General features: G+C 60.8%; 18 protein-coding genes, 1 tRNA gene and 5 pseudogenes. 13 read left to right on the forward strand and 11 right to left on the reverse strand.

Annotated features, from left to right (window positions below; genetic code table 11):
• Nucleotides 1-160: 160 nt before the first annotated feature.
• On the reverse strand, nt 161-1,501 hold the full coding sequence (locus C266_RS06550; protein ID WP_010808866.1) for an ATP-binding protein: 1,341 nt from the start codon (nt 1,499-1,501) through the stop codon (nt 161-163).
• Between the two features lie 180 nt (nt 1,502-1,681).
• Complete coding sequence (ompR, locus tag C266_RS06555; RefSeq protein WP_010808867.1) at nt 1,682-2,407, reverse strand: two-component system response regulator OmpR; 726 nt, start codon at nt 2,405-2,407, stop codon at nt 1,682-1,684.
• Nucleotides 2,408-2,576: 169 nt separating this feature from the next.
• Between ompR and C266_RS06560 the strand changes: the two genes are divergently transcribed.
• From C266_RS06560 to C266_RS06570, 3 genes are all read left to right on the forward strand, one after another.
• Nucleotides 2,577-2,906, forward strand: a complete 330-nt coding sequence (locus C266_RS06560; RefSeq protein ID WP_144265732.1) for a hypothetical protein — start codon at nt 2,577-2,579, stop codon at nt 2,904-2,906.
• A 96-nt stretch (nt 2,907-3,002) separates the two neighbouring features.
• A complete protein-coding gene (locus tag C266_RS06565; protein WP_010808869.1) occupies nt 3,003-4,721 on the forward strand; it encodes a DUF1800 family protein in 1,719 nt (572 codons plus the stop codon).
• An 87-nt stretch (nt 4,722-4,808) separates the two neighbouring features.
• Entirely contained in the window at nt 4,809-6,035 is a 1,227-nt protein-coding gene (locus C266_RS06570) for a DUF1501 domain-containing protein (RefSeq protein WP_010808870.1), read from the forward strand.
• A gap of 126 nt (nt 6,036-6,161) precedes the next feature.
• Here the strand turns inward: C266_RS06570 and hpnD are convergent, their stop codons facing one another.
• Nucleotides 6,162-7,028 carry a presqualene diphosphate synthase HpnD gene (gene hpnD / locus C266_RS06575; protein WP_010808871.1) on the reverse strand — a complete coding sequence of 289 codons (867 nt, stop codon included), beginning with the start codon at nt 7,026-7,028 and terminating at the stop codon, nt 6,162-6,164.
• Nucleotides 7,029-7,322: 294 nt separating this feature from the next.
• Between hpnD and C266_RS06580 the strand changes: the two genes are divergently transcribed.
• Together C266_RS06580 and C266_RS06585 are read left to right on the forward strand one after the other, a co-directional pair.
• Nucleotides 7,323-7,409, forward strand: a tRNA-Leu gene (locus tag C266_RS06580).
• 189 nt (nt 7,410-7,598) lie between these two features.
• A complete protein-coding gene (locus C266_RS06585; protein WP_036661823.1) occupies nt 7,599-8,603 on the forward strand; it encodes a site-specific integrase in 1,005 nt (334 codons plus the stop codon).
• A 303-nt stretch (nt 8,604-8,906) separates the two neighbouring features.
• On the opposite strand, the pseudogene C266_RS28290 reads toward C266_RS06585, so the two are convergent.
• Nucleotides 8,907-9,077, reverse strand: a pseudogene (locus C266_RS28290) (helix-turn-helix domain-containing protein); the annotation flags it as partial.
• 1 nt (nt 9,078) lies between these two features.
• Between C266_RS28290 and C266_RS26685 the strand changes: the two are divergent.
• Nucleotides 9,079-9,363 (forward strand): annotated as a pseudogene (locus tag C266_RS26685) (sigma 54-interacting transcriptional regulator); the annotation flags it as partial.
• Between the two features lie 28 nt (nt 9,364-9,391).
• Here the strand turns inward: C266_RS26685 and C266_RS28250 are convergent.
• The 3 genes from C266_RS28250 to C266_RS06600 all read right to left on the reverse strand — a co-directional run bounded on the left by C266_RS28250 (nt 9,392) and on the right by C266_RS06600 (nt 10,620).
• Nucleotides 9,392-9,523, reverse strand: coding sequence for a hypothetical protein (locus C266_RS28250; RefSeq protein WP_256380696.1), 132 nt, complete (start codon nt 9,521-9,523; stop codon nt 9,392-9,394).
• Nucleotides 9,524-9,765: 242 nt separating this feature from the next.
• A complete protein-coding gene (locus tag C266_RS06595) occupies nt 9,766-10,245 on the reverse strand; it encodes a DUF1348 family protein (protein ID WP_036661827.1) in 480 nt (159 codons plus the stop codon).
• A gap of 126 nt (nt 10,246-10,371) precedes the next feature.
• Nucleotides 10,372-10,620, reverse strand: a complete 249-nt coding sequence (locus tag C266_RS06600) for a hypothetical protein (RefSeq protein WP_010808875.1) — start codon at nt 10,618-10,620, stop codon at nt 10,372-10,374.
• A 160-nt stretch (nt 10,621-10,780) separates the two neighbouring features.
• On the opposite strand from C266_RS06600, the gene C266_RS06605 reads away from it, so the two are divergent.
• Nucleotides 10,781-11,368 carry a TetR/AcrR family transcriptional regulator gene (locus C266_RS06605; protein WP_010808876.1) on the forward strand — a complete coding sequence of 196 codons (588 nt, stop codon included), beginning with the start codon at nt 10,781-10,783 and terminating at the stop codon, nt 11,366-11,368.
• Between the two features lie 27 nt (nt 11,369-11,395).
• Here C266_RS06605 and C266_RS28035 read toward each other — a convergent pair.
• Nucleotides 11,396-11,591: pseudogene (locus C266_RS28035) on the reverse strand (IS3 family transposase); the annotation flags it as partial.
• A 96-nt stretch (nt 11,592-11,687) separates the two neighbouring features.
• Nucleotides 11,688-11,885: pseudogene (locus C266_RS26690) on the reverse strand (PhzF family phenazine biosynthesis protein); the annotation flags it as partial.
• 105 nt (nt 11,886-11,990) lie between these two features.
• Here C266_RS26690 and C266_RS06615 point away from each other — a divergent pair.
• Together C266_RS06615 and C266_RS28365 are read left to right on the forward strand one after the other, a co-directional pair.
• Nucleotides 11,991-12,782: an AraC family transcriptional regulator gene (locus C266_RS06615; protein ID WP_246831148.1), complete on the forward strand. Its 792-nt coding sequence runs from the start codon at nt 11,991-11,993 to the stop codon at nt 12,780-12,782.
• A 553-nt stretch (nt 12,783-13,335) separates the two neighbouring features.
• Nucleotides 13,336-13,701, forward strand: a pseudogene (locus C266_RS28365) (sigma 54-interacting transcriptional regulator); the annotation flags it as partial.
• On the opposite strand, the gene cynR reads toward C266_RS28365, so the two are convergent.
• Nucleotides 13,667-14,557: a transcriptional regulator CynR gene (cynR, locus tag C266_RS06630; RefSeq protein ID WP_010808881.1), complete on the reverse strand. Its 891-nt coding sequence runs from the start codon at nt 14,555-14,557 to the stop codon at nt 13,667-13,669. The pseudogene C266_RS28365 and the gene cynR sit on opposite strands and share 35 nt — an antisense overlap.
• Nucleotides 14,558-14,709: 152 nt before the next feature.
• Between cynR and C266_RS06635 the strand changes: the two genes are divergently transcribed.
• The 4 genes from C266_RS06635 to C266_RS06650 all read left to right on the forward strand — a co-directional run bounded on the left by C266_RS06635 (nt 14,710) and on the right by C266_RS06650 (nt 17,763).
• Complete coding sequence (locus C266_RS06635; RefSeq protein ID WP_036661880.1) at nt 14,710-15,369, forward strand: carbonic anhydrase; 660 nt, start codon at nt 14,710-14,712, stop codon at nt 15,367-15,369.
• A gap of 63 nt (nt 15,370-15,432) precedes the next feature.
• Complete coding sequence (cynS, locus tag C266_RS06640) at nt 15,433-15,903, forward strand: cyanase (protein WP_010808883.1); 471 nt, start codon at nt 15,433-15,435, stop codon at nt 15,901-15,903.
• A 145-nt stretch (nt 15,904-16,048) separates the two neighbouring features.
• Nucleotides 16,049-16,528, forward strand: a complete 480-nt coding sequence (locus tag C266_RS06645) for a DUF1348 family protein (RefSeq protein WP_010808884.1) — start codon at nt 16,049-16,051, stop codon at nt 16,526-16,528.
• Between the two features lie 332 nt (nt 16,529-16,860).
• A complete protein-coding gene (locus C266_RS06650; protein WP_010808885.1) occupies nt 16,861-17,763 on the forward strand; it encodes a hypothetical protein in 903 nt (300 codons plus the stop codon).
• 142 nt (nt 17,764-17,905) lie between these two features.
• On the opposite strand, the gene C266_RS06655 is transcribed toward C266_RS06650, so the two are convergent.
• On the reverse strand, nt 17,906-18,484 hold a 579-nt coding region (locus C266_RS06655), incomplete at its 5' end, for an IS3 family transposase (RefSeq protein ID WP_010808886.1).

An 18,484-nucleotide genomic window follows, 5' to 3' on the forward strand; every position in this document is an offset into this window, starting at 1 on the left:
TGCGATCCCGGTCAACCAAGGCAGTATACGCTATCAAATCAATGGCAGCAATAGTTTATTTTTATGCCGGGGATAGTTAAATCAAATCCCGTCGATAGGATGTTGTGTGATGCCGCGCGGAAGAAGCCTTGAGCATAGCCAAATTCCCGCGCGATCACATCTATTTAGCTAGCGGGAATGACACGATGATTTCAAGGCCGGTGCCCGGACGAACATTGCGCAGCGAGGCGATGCCTTTGTAGCGTGTGGCAATGCGCTGGACGATTGCCATGCCAAGGCCGGTGCCGTCTGCCTTGGTTCGTGCCGTGTCCACCCGATAGAACGGGCGGAAAACGAGGGCTAGTTGCTCCTCGGGAATGCCGGGGCCGGTATCGCGCACACGCATCTCGACGCGTTCACCGAGCACGCGCGTCGTGATGTGAACGTTGGCGATGTCGGTCTCGGCGTCGCGGCCATACTTGCGCGCGTTCTCGAGCAGGTTCGTGAGCAGGCGCTTGAGGTCGGTGCGCTCGGCCAGCACTGCGGTGGCTTCGGCAAGTTCGATGGTGACGTTGAGGTCTTCCCTGCCGTCGAACGAGGTGGCGGTCTCGCGCACGATATCCGACAGGTCCAGCGCCTGCATCGTGCGCGACGCTGGGCGGGCGTAATCGAGAAAGCGGCCGATGATCTCGTCCATTTGCTCGATGTCGCTGATCATGTCGCGTTTGACGTTCTCGTCGGACGGACTCATCTCCGTCTCCAGCCGTAGCCGGGCGAGTGGTGTGCGCAGGTCGTGCGAGATGCCGGCGAGCATCAGTGCCCGGTCGGCTTCGAGGCGCTCGAGTTCGTCCACCATCTGGTTGAAGCTGCGGTTGGCCTCGGCGGCCTCGCCCATGCCGCGCTCGGGCAGCGGATCGGGGCGTTGCCCTTCGCCAATGGCACGAGCGGCGTGGGCGAGCCGGGCGAACGGCCGGTTCACGATCGCGGTAATGAAGGCGGCGCCGATGAGCGAGAGTGCCAGCGCGAAGGTCCCCCAACTGAAGAGTTGAAGGCCGGTGGCCGTGTCGATCCGGTCTTGCTCGATGGCGACCCAGTAGTCGTCTTCGTCGATCTTGAAGCTGATCCACATGGCCGGGATCTCGTTGACCGAGGCGGCGATGATCGTGTCCGTGCCAAGACGCCGTTGCACGTCGCGCACGATCAGATCCTGCACCACGCCGCCCGGCTGCTTCTCGACCTTGTCTGCCGGTTCGCGCGGATACACGCGGATGCCCTCATTGCTCTCCAGATCCTGGAGCAATGCGCGGCGCAGATCGGGTTCGGAATAGAGCAGGGCGGTGCGCGTGAGCTTGACGATCGACACGAGCTGCTGCGCAACCCGTTGTGCGCGCGGCTCGCGTTCGATCACGCGAAAGCTCTGATACCAGGCGGCCAGACTGACGCCGATAAGCAGTGCGATGAGGAAAAAGGTACGCCAGAAAAGACCGCCGAACAGCCCGCGTACCATCCGGATCGGATGCATGGGGTTGCTCCGTCTAAAGCGTGATTTGTGCGTGCCCGCAGGCCCGGTGTGCCGGATGACGGGGGGCGGGACGAAGCGCGACGTGCGGCATGGGATGCGACGTGAAACAAGACACGACGCCGGTGCGCGAGCTTGTTGCGACCGGCGTCGTTTTGCAGCGTGAGACGCGAAGGTGGCCGATCACGCGCCGCCGTCCGGAATGAACACGTAGCCGAGGCCCCAGACGGTCTGAATGAAGCGAGGGCTGCCCGGGTCCGGTTCAATGAGCTTGCGCAGGCGCGAGATCTGCACGTCGAGGCTGCGGTCGAACACTTCGTATTCGCGCCCCCGTGCGAGTTCCATCAGCTTCTCGCGGGACAAGGGCTGGCGCGGATGGCGCGCGAATACCTTGAGCACCGAGAACTCGCCCGTCGTGAGCGCGATTTCCTGACCGTTTTTGGTGAGCGTGCGCGTGGCGAGGTTCAGGGCGAAGTCGCCAAACTCGAACGTCTCCATGGTTTCGCTGGGTGCGCCGGGAAGTTCAGGCGGCGCCTGACGGCGCAATACGGCATGAATTCGGGCGACGAGTTCGCGCGGATTGAAGGGCTTCGGCAGATAATCGTCGGCACCCATTTCGAGGCCGACGATACGGTCGACATCCTCGCCTTTGGCCGTTAACATGATGATCGGCGTGCGGTCATTCGCGCCACGCAGGCGGCGACAAATAGAAAGACCGTCTTCACCGGGGAGCATCAGGTCCAGCACGAGCAGATCGAAGCGCTCGCGTACCCAAAGCTTGTTCATGGCCGTTGCATTTTCGGCCACAAAGACATTGAAACCCTGTTCCCCGAGGTAACGACGTAACAGGTCGCGCAGGCGCGGATCGTCGTCGACAACCAGAATTTTGGGAGAATTTTTGTTTTCCATGCCACGTATCTTAGCCCGAAATGTTGCGAACTGAGGAGGCCGCCAAAGCGGGTTACAAAGGGTTACACAATTTACCCTACCCCTTGTGCGCTGACCATAGGCAGTGGGTACACTTGCACCCCTGCCAGGGCGAAAACCTGCCGCATGGCATGAAGGACATACGCACAAGATGAGATGGGCTGCTGAGTTGACGCTACTGTTCGGGGGAATCATGCTCTGGGGACACCTGGGTGTGACGTATGCCCGTCCCGTGGCCCATTTCAGCACGCAATCTCATGGCGTGAGTCCGTCTGGACAGCAGCGCTCGGTGCCAGCGCCGTCGCCTCGCAATCCGTCGAAGAATGGGCAGTCGCAGGGGGATACCTCTGCCGAGCGCCGCAACGACGATCTGCAGAACACGCCGCCGGGCCGCCGTCCGAATGGTCATATGTCGCCGGAAGACCGGCGCTTGCTTCGTCAACATATTCAAGACGCTGTGCGCGAGTTGTACAGTCACTAGCATGACGCGCACTACGTTGGTGCCAGATCAGTTTCGGAAACGTCGCCAAACGCTTCTCCCAAAACGCCAGTGATGTCACTTTGACGCGAGCGTCCCATGAAGCCGAATCCAACATCGCCAGCCGCTGTCGACGCTGGCTTTTTTTGCGCTCGCCGCAAGCGTAACGAGAAGGCGAGGGAACGGATCGCACCGCCGCCGTTACTATCCGTCTACCTGAAACCGCTCGCCTGCCGGCGGCTCGTGCCGGGCTTGCTCGCCGCCTTTTGGCTGGCGTCGCCGTTGGTGGTCCACGCTGCGGGGGCGAAGCACGCGGGCGTGACGCATACGGCGCGTTCGACGTCGACGCATGCAACGAACACTGCCGTCGATCCTTCGACGCGTGCCCTTACAACCGACGACGCTCGCTACCTCCTCACCCGCACCGGCTACTCGCCCGACGCTCGCGAACTGGCGCCATTCGTCGGATTGACGCGCGCGCAGGCCGTCGACCGCCTGCTGGAGCAAACACGCCGTACTGCCGTGACGCCACCCCCCGCATGGGCGGCCGATCCGCCGCTCTATGGCGCGCCTGTCAAGAACATGACCGACGAGCAGCGCCGTGAGCTGAACCAGCGACGTGATCGCATGGCGGCGTCGCTGGCTGCCTGGTGGGCGCAGGAGATGGCGAGCACGCCGTCGCCGCTCACTGAGCGCATGACGATGTTCTGGCACAACCACTTCGTGTCGAGCGACGACAAGGTTCGCGAGCCGGTCGTGCTTTACCGTCAGAACGTGCTGCTGCGTGCGAATGCGCTGGGCAATTTCGGCGTGTTGCTGCACGAGGTGTCGAAGGACCCGGCCATGCTCGTCTATCTCGATGGTGCGGGCAGCCGGAAGGGGCATCCGAATGAGAACTTCGCGCGTGAGGTCATGGAGCTGTTCACGCTGGGCGAGGGGCATTACACCGAGCAGGATGTCCGTGAGGCGGCGCGCGCCTATACCGGCTGGAGTATTGATCGGCCGACGATGAGCTATGTCTGGCGCGCCAATGTTCATGACGTGGGCGCGAAGACCGTGCTGAACCAGACCGGCGACTTCGATGGCGATCAGATGCTCGACATTTTGCTGGCGCGTCCGGAGACAGCGACGTTCATCACCGGCAAATTGTGGCGCGAGTTCGTATCGCCGACGCCAGAGCCGTCGCAGGTTCAACGTGTGGCGAGCGCCTTTCGCGCGAGCGGATACGACATTCGTGTAGCGATGCGTGCGCTATTGCTGACGCCTGCCTTTTGGGATGCGCGAACACGGGGTACGTTGGTCAAGTCGCCGTCGGAGTTCGTGACGGACACCGTGCGCGAGTTCGACATTGGCTACGACGATCCGCAGATGCTGGCTCAGCAGATGCGGGCACTTGGGCAGGACCTGCTTCGTCCGCCGAATGTGAAGGGGTGGCCCGGCGGCGATGCATGGATCGACAGCACTACGTTGTTGGCGCGAAAGCAGTTCGTGGAGCGCATGTTCCGGGCGACGGAGAACGCGAATGCCGGTGGACCGTCGATGGTGTTGCCGTCGTCGTCGGCGAGTTCTGGTGTGCAACGCACGGCGCTTCGTCCTGCGGCAGCGATGCCGAGAACCGTCGCGGGCGTGCGTTTCGATCTATCGCGCTGGCTGCAACCTTACGCGCTGGGGCCGGTCGACGTTCCGGATGAGAGGGCGCGCGAGGCGTTGCAGCGGGCGGTGTTGCCGTTCGCGCCTGCGGTGCCGCAAACGGCCGGCGTGAACAGTGCAGCCTATTTGCAGGCGTTATTGATGGACCCCGCCTATCAATTGAAGTGATGAAGTGATGGCGGGCCGCACGGGATGAGTGTCATTGGGCGACGTCTGCGTATCCATTCGTACGGGACTAGCCGTGAGAGGTGTGAGATGCGTCGACGCGATTTTCTGACTTTTGCCGGTGGCCTTGGTGCTGCATGGCTGGCACCAGGGCCGGTCTTGGCGGCTGCGCATGATCTGTCCGGGACACTGCCGGGGGCGGGCGGGAACTACGGCAATCTGCTGATCCTGATCGAACTCAAAGGTGGCAATGACGGGTTGAACACCGTCATTCCCTATGCTGACCCGATGTATGCGAGTCTGCGCCCGAGTATTGGCATCAAGCGTGAGCAGGTGGTGCAACTGGACGGGCATAGTGGCTTGCATCCGGAGATGCGTCCGTTGTTGCCGATGTGGCAGGCGAAGGAGTTGGCGATCGTGCAGGGTGTGGGGTATGCGCAGCCGAATCTGTCGCACTTCCGGTCTATCGAGATATGGAATACGGCGTCGCGTTCCGACGAGTATTTGCGCGACGGCTGGTTGTCGCGCGCGTTCGCGGAACAAGCGGTGCCACCGGGTTTCGACGCCGATGGCGTGATTGTGGGCAGTGCGGAGTTGGGGCCATTGGGCGGTGGTGCCCGGGCAGTGACGTTGACCAATCCCGCGCAGTTCTTGCGGGATGCGACGCTGGCGTCGGCGAATGCGGTGCAGGTGAGCAACCCGGCGCTCGCGCATGTGCTGCGTGTGGAGAACGACATCGTGAAGGCGGCGGACGGACTGCGGCCGCGTCAGGGACAGTACGTGCTGCGCACGCCGATGCCGCCGGGGGCGTTCGGTAACGTGGTGAAAACTGCGCTGCAGGTTGTTGCGGCGGCGGACTCTTCGGCGGGCGTGCCGCTGCCGGGGCGCGGCGTTGCTGTGTTGCGTCTGACGCTCAACGGTTTTGATACGCACCAGAATCAACCGGGGCAGCAGGCGAATCTATTACGTCAGTTGTCGCTGGGGATGATGGCGTTGCGGGCTGGGCTGACCGAGTTGAATCGTTGGCAATCGACGATGATCGTCACGTATGCGGAGTTTGGCCGGCGTCCGCGCGAGAACCAGAGCCAGGGGACGGATCACGGGACGGTGGCGCCGCATTTCATTGCGGGCGGGCGTGTTCGCGGCGGCCTCTACGGGGACGTGCCGCGATTGGATCGGCTCGATGGGAATGGCAATCTGCCATTTGCCGTCGATTTCCGCGAAGTGTATGCGACGGTGCTGCAGCGCTGGTGGGGGCTGAATCCGCAGACGGTGTTGAGTGGTGCGTTCAAGCCGTTGGATGTGTTACGGGTTTGAGGTGCTGGTGCGGTGGGGCTTGGAGTTGTGCAGGTGAGCAGGGGACGGTTGCTGTGTGCGTTTGCGGGATCCGCGAATCGTCAGGGCGAAGTCGCGGATCTGCGAACGGAAGCGGGGCGGCAGGTCTCAGCGAGCGCGCCAGGCGCGCCAGAATTTGCGTAGCGGTGTGAGATCGATGCGCTGGTGCAGCACCTGATAGTCGCTGGCGGCGACCTCATCCATCAATGCCAATTGCAGTGCGGCGAGGGCGAGCAAAGGCTTTTGCTTGCGGCGGTCTTGTTTGGGGATGGCGGCGGCGGCTTCGGCGATGGTCTGACGCGCACGGGCGTGTTGGAACTTCATGAGTTCGATGAAGGCTGGCGAGTACTTCCCGTTTTGCAGATCGGCGGCGGTGACGCCGAAGCGTTGCAATTCGTCGATGGGGAAATAGACGTAGCCGGCGCGTGCGTCGACACCTGCGTCGGTGACGCGGCGGCCGAGTGTGATGGCGTGGCCGAGGGTGCGGGCAAGCGCGGGGGTTTGCGGGTCGTCGAAACCGTAGATGTGCGCGACCAGTTCGGCGGGGGCACCGCCGGCGGCGTCGCAATAGTGCGAGAGGCCGGCGAAGTCGAGATAGCGCATCTGGGAGAGATCCATCTCGGCACCATGCAGCACGGCTTCGAATGAGGCGCGTGCGATGTGGGTGTTTTTGACGACAGGGGCAAGTGCGCGCGTGACGGGGTGTGCGGGGGTGCCGGCGAAGAGTCGCGCGAGTTCCTGGCGCCACCAATCGAGTTTTGCGTGAGCGACGCCGGGGTCGTGGACGGCGGCGTGAATATCGGCGACTTCCTGGCAGAAGGCATGGGCGGCGTAGGCGGCGTCGCGTTTGGACGGCGGCAGTTGGAGCAGCGCGTAATAGAGCGCGGAGCCGGCGGGGCCGGCTTTCTGGCGGCAGTAGTCGCTGGCTTGCGCGGGGGTGCCGGGGGAGTCGTCGGCGGTCTCGTGGGGTTGCATGCGAATGGGGGTATCGGTTTGGCCAGGTGCCCGGATGTCGGTGCGCGGGCGCGCAACCGGGGGCAAGAGCCATGAATTGGTGCGAATTCTAGCATTGCGGGCCTGGGGGCGGGCGTGAGGGAGATGGCGTTGTAAGAGATTGCCGGTCAAATGCACATCATGTAGAATGCTCGCCTGCTTTGACGCATGCAGCGGGGCGACGAGTCGCCCCTTTTCATGTCCGCCAGGACACGCATGCCGTCAACCCGATGCCGGGATGTCGTTTCCCCATAAAGGTGACGACGCCCACGGGCTGCGAGGATGGCGAAATTGGTAGACGCACCAGGTTTAGGTCCTGACGCCCGCAAGGGTGTAGGGGTTCGAGTCCCCTTCCTCGCACCAACTCCCCGTTTTGGCATCGGTTACGTAGGTCTCACTTCTTCCCGCAAAAACTCGCAAACGCTCGCCGAATAAGGCGAGGCGGGGTTTTTGCGTCGATTCTGATTGTTCCCCCACTTGCTCCAAAACTCACCTCTTCACACCTAAAATCGTGCTGGGTCCCCCATTTTTTACCCGAGGTTTCCCCACGAAATGGCATCAATTCAAAAGGTGGCGAAGGGCTGGCGCGTGCAAGTGATGGTTGATGGCCAGCGAGATAGCAGGACGTTTGATACGAGAGCGGCAGCGATGGCGTGGAGCGCGCAACGAGAGACGGAGTTGCGGTCGATTGCCAGCGGGGCAGGGAGTAAGACGCTGACGGTTGGGGATGTGCTCAAGGAGTATGAGCTGAAGGTGACCCACACGAAGCGTGGCGCGAGATGGGAGAGGTTGCGTTTGCCCCTGATCGGCGGCAAGGAGATCGGCGGACGGAAATTCAAAGACATCAAGTTGATCGACCTTCGGCCAAGCCATATCGCGGCTTGGCGGGACGCGCGGATGCGTGAGGTGTCGGGTGCGTCCGCGTCACGGGAAATGTCGCTGATGTCGCACGCGTTCCTGGTGGCCCGGAAGGAGTGGGGCTGGCTGGTGACGAACCCGATGGCGGATGTGAAGCGCCCGCCGGACCCGCCGGGGCGGGAACGGTTGATTTCGCAAGAGGAAATCGAGTTGCTGCTTGCGAGCCTGGGCTATGAAGAGGGACTGCCCGTAGAAACGCCGATGCAGCGTGTGGCAGTTGCCTTTCTGTTCGCGATAGAGACGGCGATGCGCTCTAGCGAAATCCTGGCTCTTACAGCCTCGTCGGTGAACTACCACGGCAAGTTCGCACGGCTCCCAATGACGAAAAATGGCACGGCACGCAACGTGCCGCTGTCCTCCCGCGCGATTGAGCTTCTGAAGATGCTTCCGGCGGTGCCGAAAGGCGAATCGCTATTCGCCTTGTCTGCGTCGAGCCGCGACGCGCTATTTCGGAAGGCGCGAGACAGATCACAGATCCCGGATGTGACGTTTCACGATACGCGACACGAAGCCATCACTCGCCTAGCGAAGAAATTACAACCGTTAGATCTCGCTAGGATGACTGGCCACAGAAACATCTCTGAACTGATGACGTATTACAACGCGACGGCAACAGATATAGCGGGACGCCTCGGCTAATAGCCGCGGAGATACTGAATGCGCAACATTCACTCCGGGAGTCGCGATTTCACCAGATCTGGGATTAGCAAAATTGCCCGTTGATTATGCGGGGGACGGGCTTTTTTCTCTTGGGTATTGGGTAAGAGCGTCCGCTGTCGACCCAACTGAGACGTTCGCAACGACTGTGATGCTGTGACAGGTCTGGGGCAATCACCGGTCATTCGGATTCCAGACGACGCGACAAAGTTGCTGGACCGATATAAACGTTATCAGGATTGAGCCCCATAAATTACGATGATTTGTTTGCGGCTGCTGCTAAGTTTATCTAAATGAGTTCGTGTTGACTCCGAGTAGCGACAGAAAAAGCCGGGCACGATGTGAATGGCCAGACAGCGGACGCTGACGCAGCTTGTGATACAGCGTCTTTTTCGAGATGCCGAGCGCATGGCTCGCCTCGGCGACGTTGCCGGTGTGACGCCGCTGCATGTCTTGGGAACGCACGCTGGAACGGCTCGGCGCGAACGAGTCGATTCCCGTCGATTGCCGCGTGATCGCGGCATCGAAGGCCGATCTCGTGGCGCTGGCCGCCGAAGGCGGTTTTCGCGCGGATCTGCTGCATCGGCTGTACGTTGCGCAGATCGGGCTGCCGCCGTTGCGCGAGCGCCGCGAAGACGTGCCGCTGCTGCTCGAGCACTTCGTGTGGCGGCGGCACGTCGCTTCGCAACAACCCACGCCGGTGGTGTCGGCATCGCAGGTGTCGGAGTTAACGGAGCGCGCGTTGCGTGTTGATCTCTTCGCTTTGCGCGTCACGCGTCCTTGCGTTGCAGCAGCACAGCCGTGCGTGCCTGCAGCGGCGGGTCGAGCAGCACAACCTTCCCACCAAGGTTCTCCGATTCAATTACAGACAGGATGCCGTTCAGTCCGTGCGTTAGCCACACGAGGACACCAAGTGGATTCCAGAAGCAAGGGCTGCAAGGTTTGCTGCCCACATGGGAGTGGGCAGCATTCGTTTGAGGGCGGACTAGGTGAGAAAGGACAGCGTGACACCCTGGAACTCCCAAGCTGGGTTGGGTTGCTGCTTCATACCAAGCGTCGGGAGCCCGTCGTCGCAGAGACTGCCTCACCTTTGCCTTTGTTTCCCCGCGTGCTTCCAATCGAAGCGATACGATCAGCCCAGCTATTAGAGGCCGAGATCCGACAAGCCGGGATGATCATCCGGACGACGGCCGAGCGGCCAATGGAATTTCCGCTCTTCTTCCTTTATTGGCAAATCGTTGATGCAAGCGTAGCGATTCACCATCAGACCGTCCTCGCGGAACTCCCAGTTCTCGTTGCCATAGGACCGGTACCAGTTACCAGAGTCGTCACGCCATTCGTAGGCGTAACGCACGGCGATCCTGTTACCAGTGAACGCCCACAGCTCCTTGATGAGACGATACTCGTGCTCCTTCGACCATTTGCGCTCAAGGAACCCTCTGGCTTCATTGCGGCCGTTTGCGAATTCAGCACGGTTGCGCCAGCGAGTATCCAGGCTATACGCGAGGGACACTTTGGCAGCGTCGCGGGTGTTCCAGCCATCCTCGGCCAGACGCACTTTCTCGACGGCGGATTCGCGTGTGAAAGGAGGGAGCGGCGGACGGATTTCAGTATTAGTCGACATGGTATTACCTCAGTGGTTGGTGGATGAAGACCCGATGCCGGGCCGAAGAGTGGATAAGAGCAGTGCTGCGTGTTCTTGATCGTTTAGTCTGGCGATTAGCGCGTGTGCATGGCGGACTTCGCTCGCTTACGCCGCGAAGGTGATGTAACCGCCGGAGTGCGTCATGATGTGCGTCCAACGCACGGCCGCGTACAGGCCCTCGGCGCATGCAAAGTCGCTGCCGTCAATCGCGACGACCCACTGGTCTTCTTTGAGGCGAAGCGCGAGTCGTTGGCTGTCGACCAGATCGCTGTACCAGCGCCATGTGGCCGGATTCGACTTATCCGCCTGCAGAGCTTGATGAAGGGCAGTGACTTCGAAATCTGAGGGGCACATGACAGTCTCCTTGACGGACCTTGATTGATTCAGACAGGTCTGTATCAATGTTGGTGTAGACAGGTCTGTCTGTCAAGAAATTTCTGCGCCTCTCGGTGGCTATGCAGAGACAGGTCTGTCTGCGATAATGCAGACATGATTTGGCAAAAAAGGGGCCGAAATGTCACAACCCTCCGCACGCGACCGGATATTGGAAACCGCAGCGCGCCTGTTCTATCAGGACGGGTTCCGTGCCACGGGCATCGACAAGATCATCGCCGAGTCAGGCGTCGCAAAAATGTCGCTTTACCGGCACTTCGCCTCCAAGAGCGAACTTATTGCAGCGTTCCTGGACCGTCGTCATGAGTTCTGGATGCGCTGGTTTGTCGGAGAGGTGGAGGCTCGTTTTGCTCAGCGTGCCGAGCTGTCCGTCATCGCGGAAGCCTTAGGTGAATGGTTCGCGCAGGAAGACTTCCGTGGTTGCGCCTTTATCAATGTGGTCGCCGAAGCCGGATCGACGGGAGACCCGGGGCACCTTCAGCAGGCCGTATCCCATAAGCACGCGCTTGAGCAGTACATTTCTGAACTTGCTGGCCGCCTCGGGCTCCAGTCGCCTGCTACCGTCGCCGCAGATGCGATGCTCTGCGTAGAAGGCATGATTGTGCGCTATCAGGTGACACATGATCCCACAGTGGTGGATTCGGGCAAGCGTGTACTGGCGAGAATCGAAGAAGGCGCGTCGAAAAGGCGCAGGTCCAAAGCTGCCTGACGGAGCCATTTCTGCGTGGACGTCAACACCCGTGTCGAGTTTCATGGACGCAGAGGCCTCTCATCCGCGTAACAGTTCTTCCAGTTGTACAGAGGCACGCTGTCGTCGTCCGGCTTTCGCGCCCCGCCTGTGCACTTGCTTCCCGTGTGCACAGTTCGTACGCCGTGGCCTGCTCGCACACCAATAAAGCAGTTGGTCGGCCGGCCTTGCCAACCACGCATTTCCACCGCGCGTCTTCGATCGATTGCACGATGCCTTTGGGCTGGCTCACTTCGATGGATTGCGTGCTTTCGTCAAAGCGAGCGTCGACGATGCCGCTCAACGTCTCGAGCGTCGCGACGCGGGATGTCCATCGGCCAAGCCGCCGCAGAAGCCACAATGCACCGAGCGTCGCATGGCCGCACATCTCCATCTCGTGCCGGGGGACGAAGAAGCGAAGACGATACGTGCTGCCCGTATCACGCGGTTCGCACACGAATGCGCTTTCGTGACCGTAGCGCGCGGCGATCGCCATCATCTCGTCCGCCGAAAGCGAATCCGCATCCGCTATGGCCAGTCGCTACCCACCGCATGGAGCGCCCAAGGGTAAATTCGTGACGCACTATCCGATGCCAATACCCATTTGTCCGAAAATCGCATTGCCAATGTTCGGCAGGTTTCGATCGGCAATTACCGCACGCAGTCCCACGAGCATGACGAGTACATGTTCTTGCTGCCGCGCACGGGCCAACTGATCCTGAACGTCGAATCGAACGCCTCGCCCTTGCGCTTGGTGCCCAAGTCGTTTGTCGTGGTGCCGCCGCAGAGCCTGCACGATACGCACGGCTATCGGATGGAGCAGGGACACGTCGCCGTCTACGTGGCGAGTGATTTCGTCGCATTCTGCAAGCGCAAGGCGCAAAGAAGCCTGTCGTGCGCGAAGATTGCAATCCGGTCCGAGCCGTTGGCGCTGCTCAACGCGGTGCGTCTCGCCACCGACACCGGTCAGCACGACGTCGGCGAACTCGCGGCCTATCGGCGGGAACTGACTAACAAGACGTTGGCGGCCACGTGCGTCGAGGCGGGACTGATCGCGGGCCGTCTGCCGTTGACACCCATCGACGCGCGCCGTGACCTCGTGAAAGACATTCAGGGATTTCTCGACGCGACGCTCGATCAATCGATGGGGCTCGATCGCATTGCCTACGAGTTCGGCCTGTCACGGCGCACGTTGACGCGCCTGTTTCGCGACGTCACTGGCGAATCCATCGTCGACTATCAATCGCGGGCGTGTGCATCACGCCACGCAGCTATTGCAATCAGCCGGCATGACGGTCGTTATGGCGGGGCAGCGGTCGGTCTCGATTCCCCGTCCTATGTCGCCCGCCTGTTTCGGAAGCACGGATTGGCGCTACCGCGATCCTTCAAGGCGTAACCTTGAAGTGCACATGCCCGAAGCGCCGATGGCGACGCGGCATCCTCGGATCTTCTGAAGGCTGAAATGTGCCAGCCTCAGTACTCAGGCGCGAGGAGGACGTATCGTCAGTCTAGAATTTGCCATCCATTTCCGTGACCTGCTAAGGCTATATTTACGTCAACGTGTTTAAAGCTGGCATCACGACGAGATTACCGCAGGCGCCCAGAGCAAGGGCATGAACAACAGGTTCATCGTCGATCCCGTCGGTGTTCAAGCCACGGCCCTGATTCAGCTTGAACGCCAGCAAAACTGCGGGCGTTAGCCTGACGATAAACCTCTTTCCAGGTATTCGTGAACGCGCCTCTAGGCCCAGGTGCTCGAGTTGCTTAGCGTCGACCCCGGCTGTCTTCAACGCCGCGTCAATCTTATTCAGTTCCTGGCCGAAGTCGCGCCCACTCCTCACCGTCTCACCGTACGGTCATGCTCTTCAGCTGACACAGCGTTTTTTCGACATGTCGAGCGCATCGCTCGCCTCGGCGACGTTACCGTTGTGACGCCTCAGCATGTCTTGGAACGCACGCTGGAACGGCTCGGCGCGAACGAGTCGATTCCCGTCGATTGCCGCGTGATCGCGGCATCGAAGGCCGATCTCGTGGCGCTGGCCGCCGAAGGCGGTTTTCGCGCGGATCGGCTGTATCGGCTGTACGTTGCGCAGATCGGGCTGCCGCCGTTGCGCGAGCGCCGCGAAGACGTGCCGCTGCTGCTCGAGCACTTCGTGTGGCGGCGGCACGCCGCTTCGTAACAACCCACGCCGGTGGTGTCGGCATCGCAGGTGTCGAAGTTAACGGAGCGCGCGTTGCGTGTTGATCTCTTCGCTTTGCGCGTCACGTACGCGATCTCCATCAGCGTCGGAAGTTCTTCGTCAATTCCGTCAACACCTGGACGAAGGCCTTGCTCGCCGCCGTCCGATACGCGTCCTTGCGTTGCAGCAGCACAGCCGTGCGCGCCTGCAGCGGCGGGTCGAGCAGCACGGGGTGCAGCGCGGTATGCTCGCGCGCGATGCCATCGGGCAGTACGGTTGCGAGCTGCCCACGCCGCACGATCTCGACGATCGCACTGATCGAACTGACCTCGATGGCAACCTGCGGGCGGATCCGGTTCCGCGCGCAGTATTCGTCGATGTAACGCCGCGTCGCGAACGCTTTGTTCAGCAGCACCAGCCGTTCGTTGGCGAAGTCCTGCGCGGACAGCGGCTTGCGGCGCGTCGCGCGCGCATGGCCTCCGCCGACGACGAGGCTCAGCGTCTCGCGAAACAACGGCTCGCTTTCGATTTCCGCAGTGTGGACGGGCTCGAACGCGATGCCGGCGTCGAGCCTGTCATCGGCGAGCTGCGCTTCGATCTGATCCTGCGTGATTTCCTGAATGTCGATCGCGATGCCGGGATGCAGGCCATAAAAACGATCGATCACGGGCCCCACGAGATACGCCGTGAAGGTCGGCGTCACGGCAAGGCGCAAATTGCCGCGGCTCAGTTCGCCAACGTCATGTATCGCCCGCACGCCCGCATCCAGATCCTGTAGCGCGAGCTTCGCATAGCGCATCCACGCCGCGCCGGCATCCGTGAGTTGCACGTTCCGCCCCGAACGGTCTAGGAGCTGCGTGCGCAGCGTGTCTTCCAGTTGCCGTATTTGCTGCGACAGCGTGGGCTGTGAAACGTGCAGCGCCTCGGCGGCGCGTGTGAAATTGCGGTGCTCCGCGACGGCCAGGAAGTAACGGATATGACGCAACAGCATGGTGAATCTCCTCGTCCTCGATAACTATTGGTGATTCCTATGGTTAGCATCATAAACCCGTCTTGGACGCTATGACGGAACAGGTCCATTCTCTGTCCAACGCACCGCACTGACCGACACGGCAACGAACGCCAGATTGAATGGAGCTGACCATGCAAGAGATCATCGACGGTTTTCTGAAGTTTCAGCGGGACATCATGCCCGCGCGCAGGGAGTTGTTCCGCAAGCTGGCCACCAGTCAGACGCCGCGCACACTGTTCATTTCCTGTTCCGATAGCCGCATGGTTCCCGAACTGGTCACGCAGCGCGAACCGGGCGATCTGTTCGTGATCCGCAATGCCGGCAACATCGTGCCTTCGTTCGGTCCTGAGCCCGGCGGTGTGTCGGCAACGGTCGAATATGCGGTGGCCGCGCTCGGCGTGACGGATGTGGTGATATGCGGCCACTCGGACTGCGGCGCGATGACGGCCGTCGCGACGTGCAAGTGCCTCGACCATATGCCCGCTGTCGCGAACTGGCTGCGCTACGCCGACTCGGCGAGGCTCGTCAACGAGGCGCGTGAACATGCGGGCGAGCGCGAGCGCGTCGACTCGATGGTGCGCGAGAACGTCATCGCCCAGCTCGACAACCTCAAGACCCACCCCTCAGTTGCACTGGGACTCGCGCAAGGCCGCCTAAATTTGCACGGATGGGTCTACGACATCGAATCCGGCTCGATCGACGCGCTCGACGCCGCGACCCGCCAGTTCGTGCCGCTCGCTGCGCATCCCGATGTCACCGCGACGCCCGCCGAGTGCGTGGCTGCGCTCTGATTCCCGGCTTGTCACACCGACTGTCGATCTCACCAGGTTGATTTTTACCCAAGGAGCAACATCATGACCCAATCGCAAGTCACACCGAACGCACGCGAAGCATTGACGGAAACGATCGTCGACGCGAAGGTGCGCAAGAACCTCACCTTCGAAGCCATCAACGAAGGCACGGGCTTGAGCCTCGCATACACGACAGCCGCGCTACTCGGTCAGCATGCGCTGCCGGAGAATGCGGCGAAGCTCGTCGCCGAACGCCTCGGGCTCGACGCCGCCGCCGTTCGCCTGCTGCAAACCATTCCCGTGCGCGGCAGCATTCCGGGTGGCGTGCCGACCGATCCCACCGTCTACCGCTTCTACGAAATGGTGCAGGTGTACGGCTCGACGTTGAAGGCGCTGGTTCACGAGAAATTCGGCGACGGCATCATCAGCGCGATCAACTTCAAACTCGATATCCAGAAGGTGCCGGACCCTGAAGGCGGCGAGCGTGCCGTCATCACGCTCGACGGCAAGTATCTGCCGACCAAGCCGTTTTGAACCCATGATGCAAAGACGAAAATTCTTACTGAGCACCGGTGCCGGGCTTGCTTCGGGCGGCCTTGCCCTCTCGGGTTGCACGATGACGGGGCCGCGCTCCACGTCGAGCACCAGCAACGCGCTGTACCCCACAAGGAGATCCGAAATGACTTCACCCGCAGCAATTCGCCCGCCGCTTCCCCCGTTCACGCTGGAGACGGCCATCGAGAAAGTCCGTCTCGCGGAAGACGGTTGGAATTCGCGCGACGCCGCCAAGGTCGCGCTCGCCTATTCGCTCGACACGAAATGGCGCAATCGCGCAGAGTTCGCGAACAATCGCGCGGAAGCGCAGGCGTTCCTCGAGCGCAAATGGAAGAAGGAACACGAGTATCGTCTGATCAAGGAACTGTGGGCGTTCGGCGGCAATCGCATTGCCGTGCGCTACGCCTACGAATGGCACGACGACTCGGGCAACTGGTTCCGCTCCTACGGCAACGAGAACTGGGAGTTCGGCGAGGATGGTCTCATGCAACGTCGCTATGCGTGCATCAACGACATGCCGATCAAGGAATCGGAGCGCAAGTATCACTGGCCCTTGGGCCGTCGGCCGGACGATCATCCGGGACTGAGCGAGTTGGGACTTTGAAGCCCGGATCGTTACAGCCGCGATGAGCGATTAGCGCCCAACAATCCAGTGGCGACGAATGACGGATTGTTGGGCGTGCGCCGGCGCGCCGTCGGGATGCAGCGACTTAAATGTCGTTGAATTATTCGCGACTTTTCGTTTGCTCCTCTTGGGTGAAAGTATGATTTGTGTCCGGTGTCAGGTCTGAGCTGCAAAGCAGTCTTCCAGATCGCCGGTCTGCGGAATCGACGATCGGCCGCAGTTGGCTAAGGGGACACTCTCCTTACCGCATGTTCGCCCTATACGGGTGAAACACAAGCTACCTAGAAGCATCACTACCCGTAAGGAAAAACATGCAAGGGACCATCGCCCAAATCGTTGCGCTAGTTCTCGAAGGAAACGCTGTGTTGCGAGATGTCGACTCCCCTGGCATGGGTATGGAGCACAGTGCGAACACATTCTGCGAATTCGTTCACTTTGTGGATTTGGACAAGACGCCGACCGGCTGGTCCGAACGACAAATTGCTGCTGACCCGACCGCATGGTTCCAATACCTGAAGGAGCATGGTTTTATGGAGTTGAGGATGTCGCATGGGCCATCAAATGATCCCAATGTCGAGGGGGTGGCAGTGACCGACAGGATGCTTGTAGGTTTCGTTGGCGGCGGCGGGGTCTGGTCCGTGCAAGCTAATAAGCCCAATAGTTCCGACTATTGGGCGGCTCGCTGGGTTGTTGGTGACCAGCAGAGCGCCGACAGGCGAATATGGCGAGTGACCTACGGACGAGTGGCAGGGAACCGACCGCCAAGCGAAATCGAGCAAGTCGATCTTCAGTCGCTTCGCGACCAGTTTTGCGGTGTCCTTATGCGAGTCGAAGCATTCGCAACTCAAAAGGGGCTGGACGGCTTCGCAGCTTGCTTTGCCAGAGGGTTGGAGGATCTTTCCGCAGAGTCGCCGATTCACGGTTTCCATAAGGAATTTGCCAACTCCTCTCTTATTTCGAGGGAGGCGATCCAACTTCTTTCGGCCGCTCAGTCCTCGTGGGTTTTCGGAGGTATGGGGTCATGGAATGACCTTGGCTTTGATGGCGAAGATCAAGCGACATATGAATCCTTGTCGGAAGCGCTCTATCGCATTTCAAACCGAGCCATTGTGGCCGCAACAAACACCTCTGCCATGGGGAGTATTTGTCGAGCGGCTTCTACGCGTAACAGCGTTGGTCCTATGAAACGACCATGGTGGAAAATCTTCGGTTAAAGGGTGCGCTTTCGACTCGGATCAAGGGGCCGTGAATCTCTAGACGCCCGTGGTACGAAAAAATCAGTCAGGTCAATCACTCGCCTGGCGAAGACGCTACCGCCGTTGGATCTAGCTAGGATGACCGGGCATAGTGTAGTGGTCAACCCACGCCGGACACCGAGTTAAGTTTTTCTTCTGCGACTGCCGGGGCTAGACCCTCGTTGAATTGATGTGGTCGAGTCCAGTTGTATCGCTGCATCAGGTAATAGCTGATGTCCCGCTGTGCTTCTCGAACACTTATATATCCAGTGCTTGGCACCCATTCCGTTTTCAAGCTTCGGAACAAGCGTTCCATCGGGCTGTTATCCCAACAATTTCCACGCCGACTCATGCTCTGCCTGATTCGATAGCGCCACAGTCGCTGACGGAATTTCCGGCTAGCATATTGACCGCCCTGGTCGCTGTGGAACATCAAGCCCGTGGGCCGACCGCGTTGCTCGAACGCCATGTCTAATGCCTTCACTACGAGGTCGGCGTCGGGGCTCGTCGAGAATGACCAGCCGACAACGCGGCGCGTGAACAGGTCCAACACCACGGCCAGATAATGCCAGCGCCCCTGCGCCCATAAATACGTGATGTCGCCGCACCAGACCTGATTCGGCGTAGCCACGTCGAACTCCCGATTCAGGACGTTGGGAATGTCGATGCGCTCCACCGTGGCGCGCTTGTATGCGTGGTT

Origin of the sequence: Pandoraea sp. SD6-2 (assembly GCF_000389825.1) — a bacterium.
In the GTDB taxonomy this organism is placed as follows: Bacteria; Pseudomonadota; Gammaproteobacteria; order Burkholderiales; family Burkholderiaceae; genus Pandoraea; species Pandoraea communis.

What these genes read in the sequence shown, in the direction of transcription:
- C266_RS06550 (WP_010808866.1), bottom strand. Translation starts at nt 1,501, where the DNA reads ATGCATCCGATCCGGATGGTACGCGGGCTGTTCGGCGGTCTTTTCTGG.
- ompR (WP_010808867.1), bottom strand. Translation starts at nt 2,407, where the DNA reads ATGGAAAACAAAAATTCTCCCAAAATTCTGGTTGTCGACGACGATCCG.
- C266_RS06560 (WP_144265732.1), top strand. Translation starts at nt 2,577, where the DNA reads ATGAGATGGGCTGCTGAGTTGACGCTACTGTTCGGGGGAATCATGCTC.
- C266_RS06565 (WP_010808869.1), top strand. Translation starts at nt 3,003, where the DNA reads ATGAAGCCGAATCCAACATCGCCAGCCGCTGTCGACGCTGGCTTTTTT.
- C266_RS06570 (WP_010808870.1), top strand. Translation starts at nt 4,809, where the DNA reads ATGCGTCGACGCGATTTTCTGACTTTTGCCGGTGGCCTTGGTGCTGCA.
- hpnD (WP_010808871.1), bottom strand. Translation starts at nt 7,028, where the DNA reads ATGCAACCCCACGAGACCGCCGACGACTCCCCCGGCACCCCCGCGCAA.
- C266_RS06585 (WP_036661823.1), top strand. Translation starts at nt 7,599, where the DNA reads ATGGCATCAATTCAAAAGGTGGCGAAGGGCTGGCGCGTGCAAGTGATG.
- C266_RS06595 (WP_036661827.1), bottom strand. Translation starts at nt 10,245, where the DNA reads ATGTCGACTAATACTGAAATCCGTCCGCCGCTCCCTCCTTTCACACGC.
- C266_RS06600 (WP_010808875.1), bottom strand. Translation starts at nt 10,620, where the DNA reads ATGTGCCCCTCAGATTTCGAAGTCACTGCCCTTCATCAAGCTCTGCAG.
- C266_RS06605 (WP_010808876.1), top strand. Translation starts at nt 10,781, where the DNA reads ATGTCACAACCCTCCGCACGCGACCGGATATTGGAAACCGCAGCGCGC.
- cynR (WP_010808881.1), bottom strand. Translation starts at nt 14,557, where the DNA reads ATGCTGTTGCGTCATATCCGTTACTTCCTGGCCGTCGCGGAGCACCGC.
- C266_RS06635 (WP_036661880.1), top strand. Translation starts at nt 14,710, where the DNA reads ATGCAAGAGATCATCGACGGTTTTCTGAAGTTTCAGCGGGACATCATG.
- cynS (WP_010808883.1), top strand. Translation starts at nt 15,433, where the DNA reads ATGACCCAATCGCAAGTCACACCGAACGCACGCGAAGCATTGACGGAA.
- C266_RS06645 (WP_010808884.1), top strand. Translation starts at nt 16,049, where the DNA reads ATGACTTCACCCGCAGCAATTCGCCCGCCGCTTCCCCCGTTCACGCTG.
- C266_RS06650 (WP_010808885.1), top strand. Translation starts at nt 16,861, where the DNA reads ATGCAAGGGACCATCGCCCAAATCGTTGCGCTAGTTCTCGAAGGAAAC.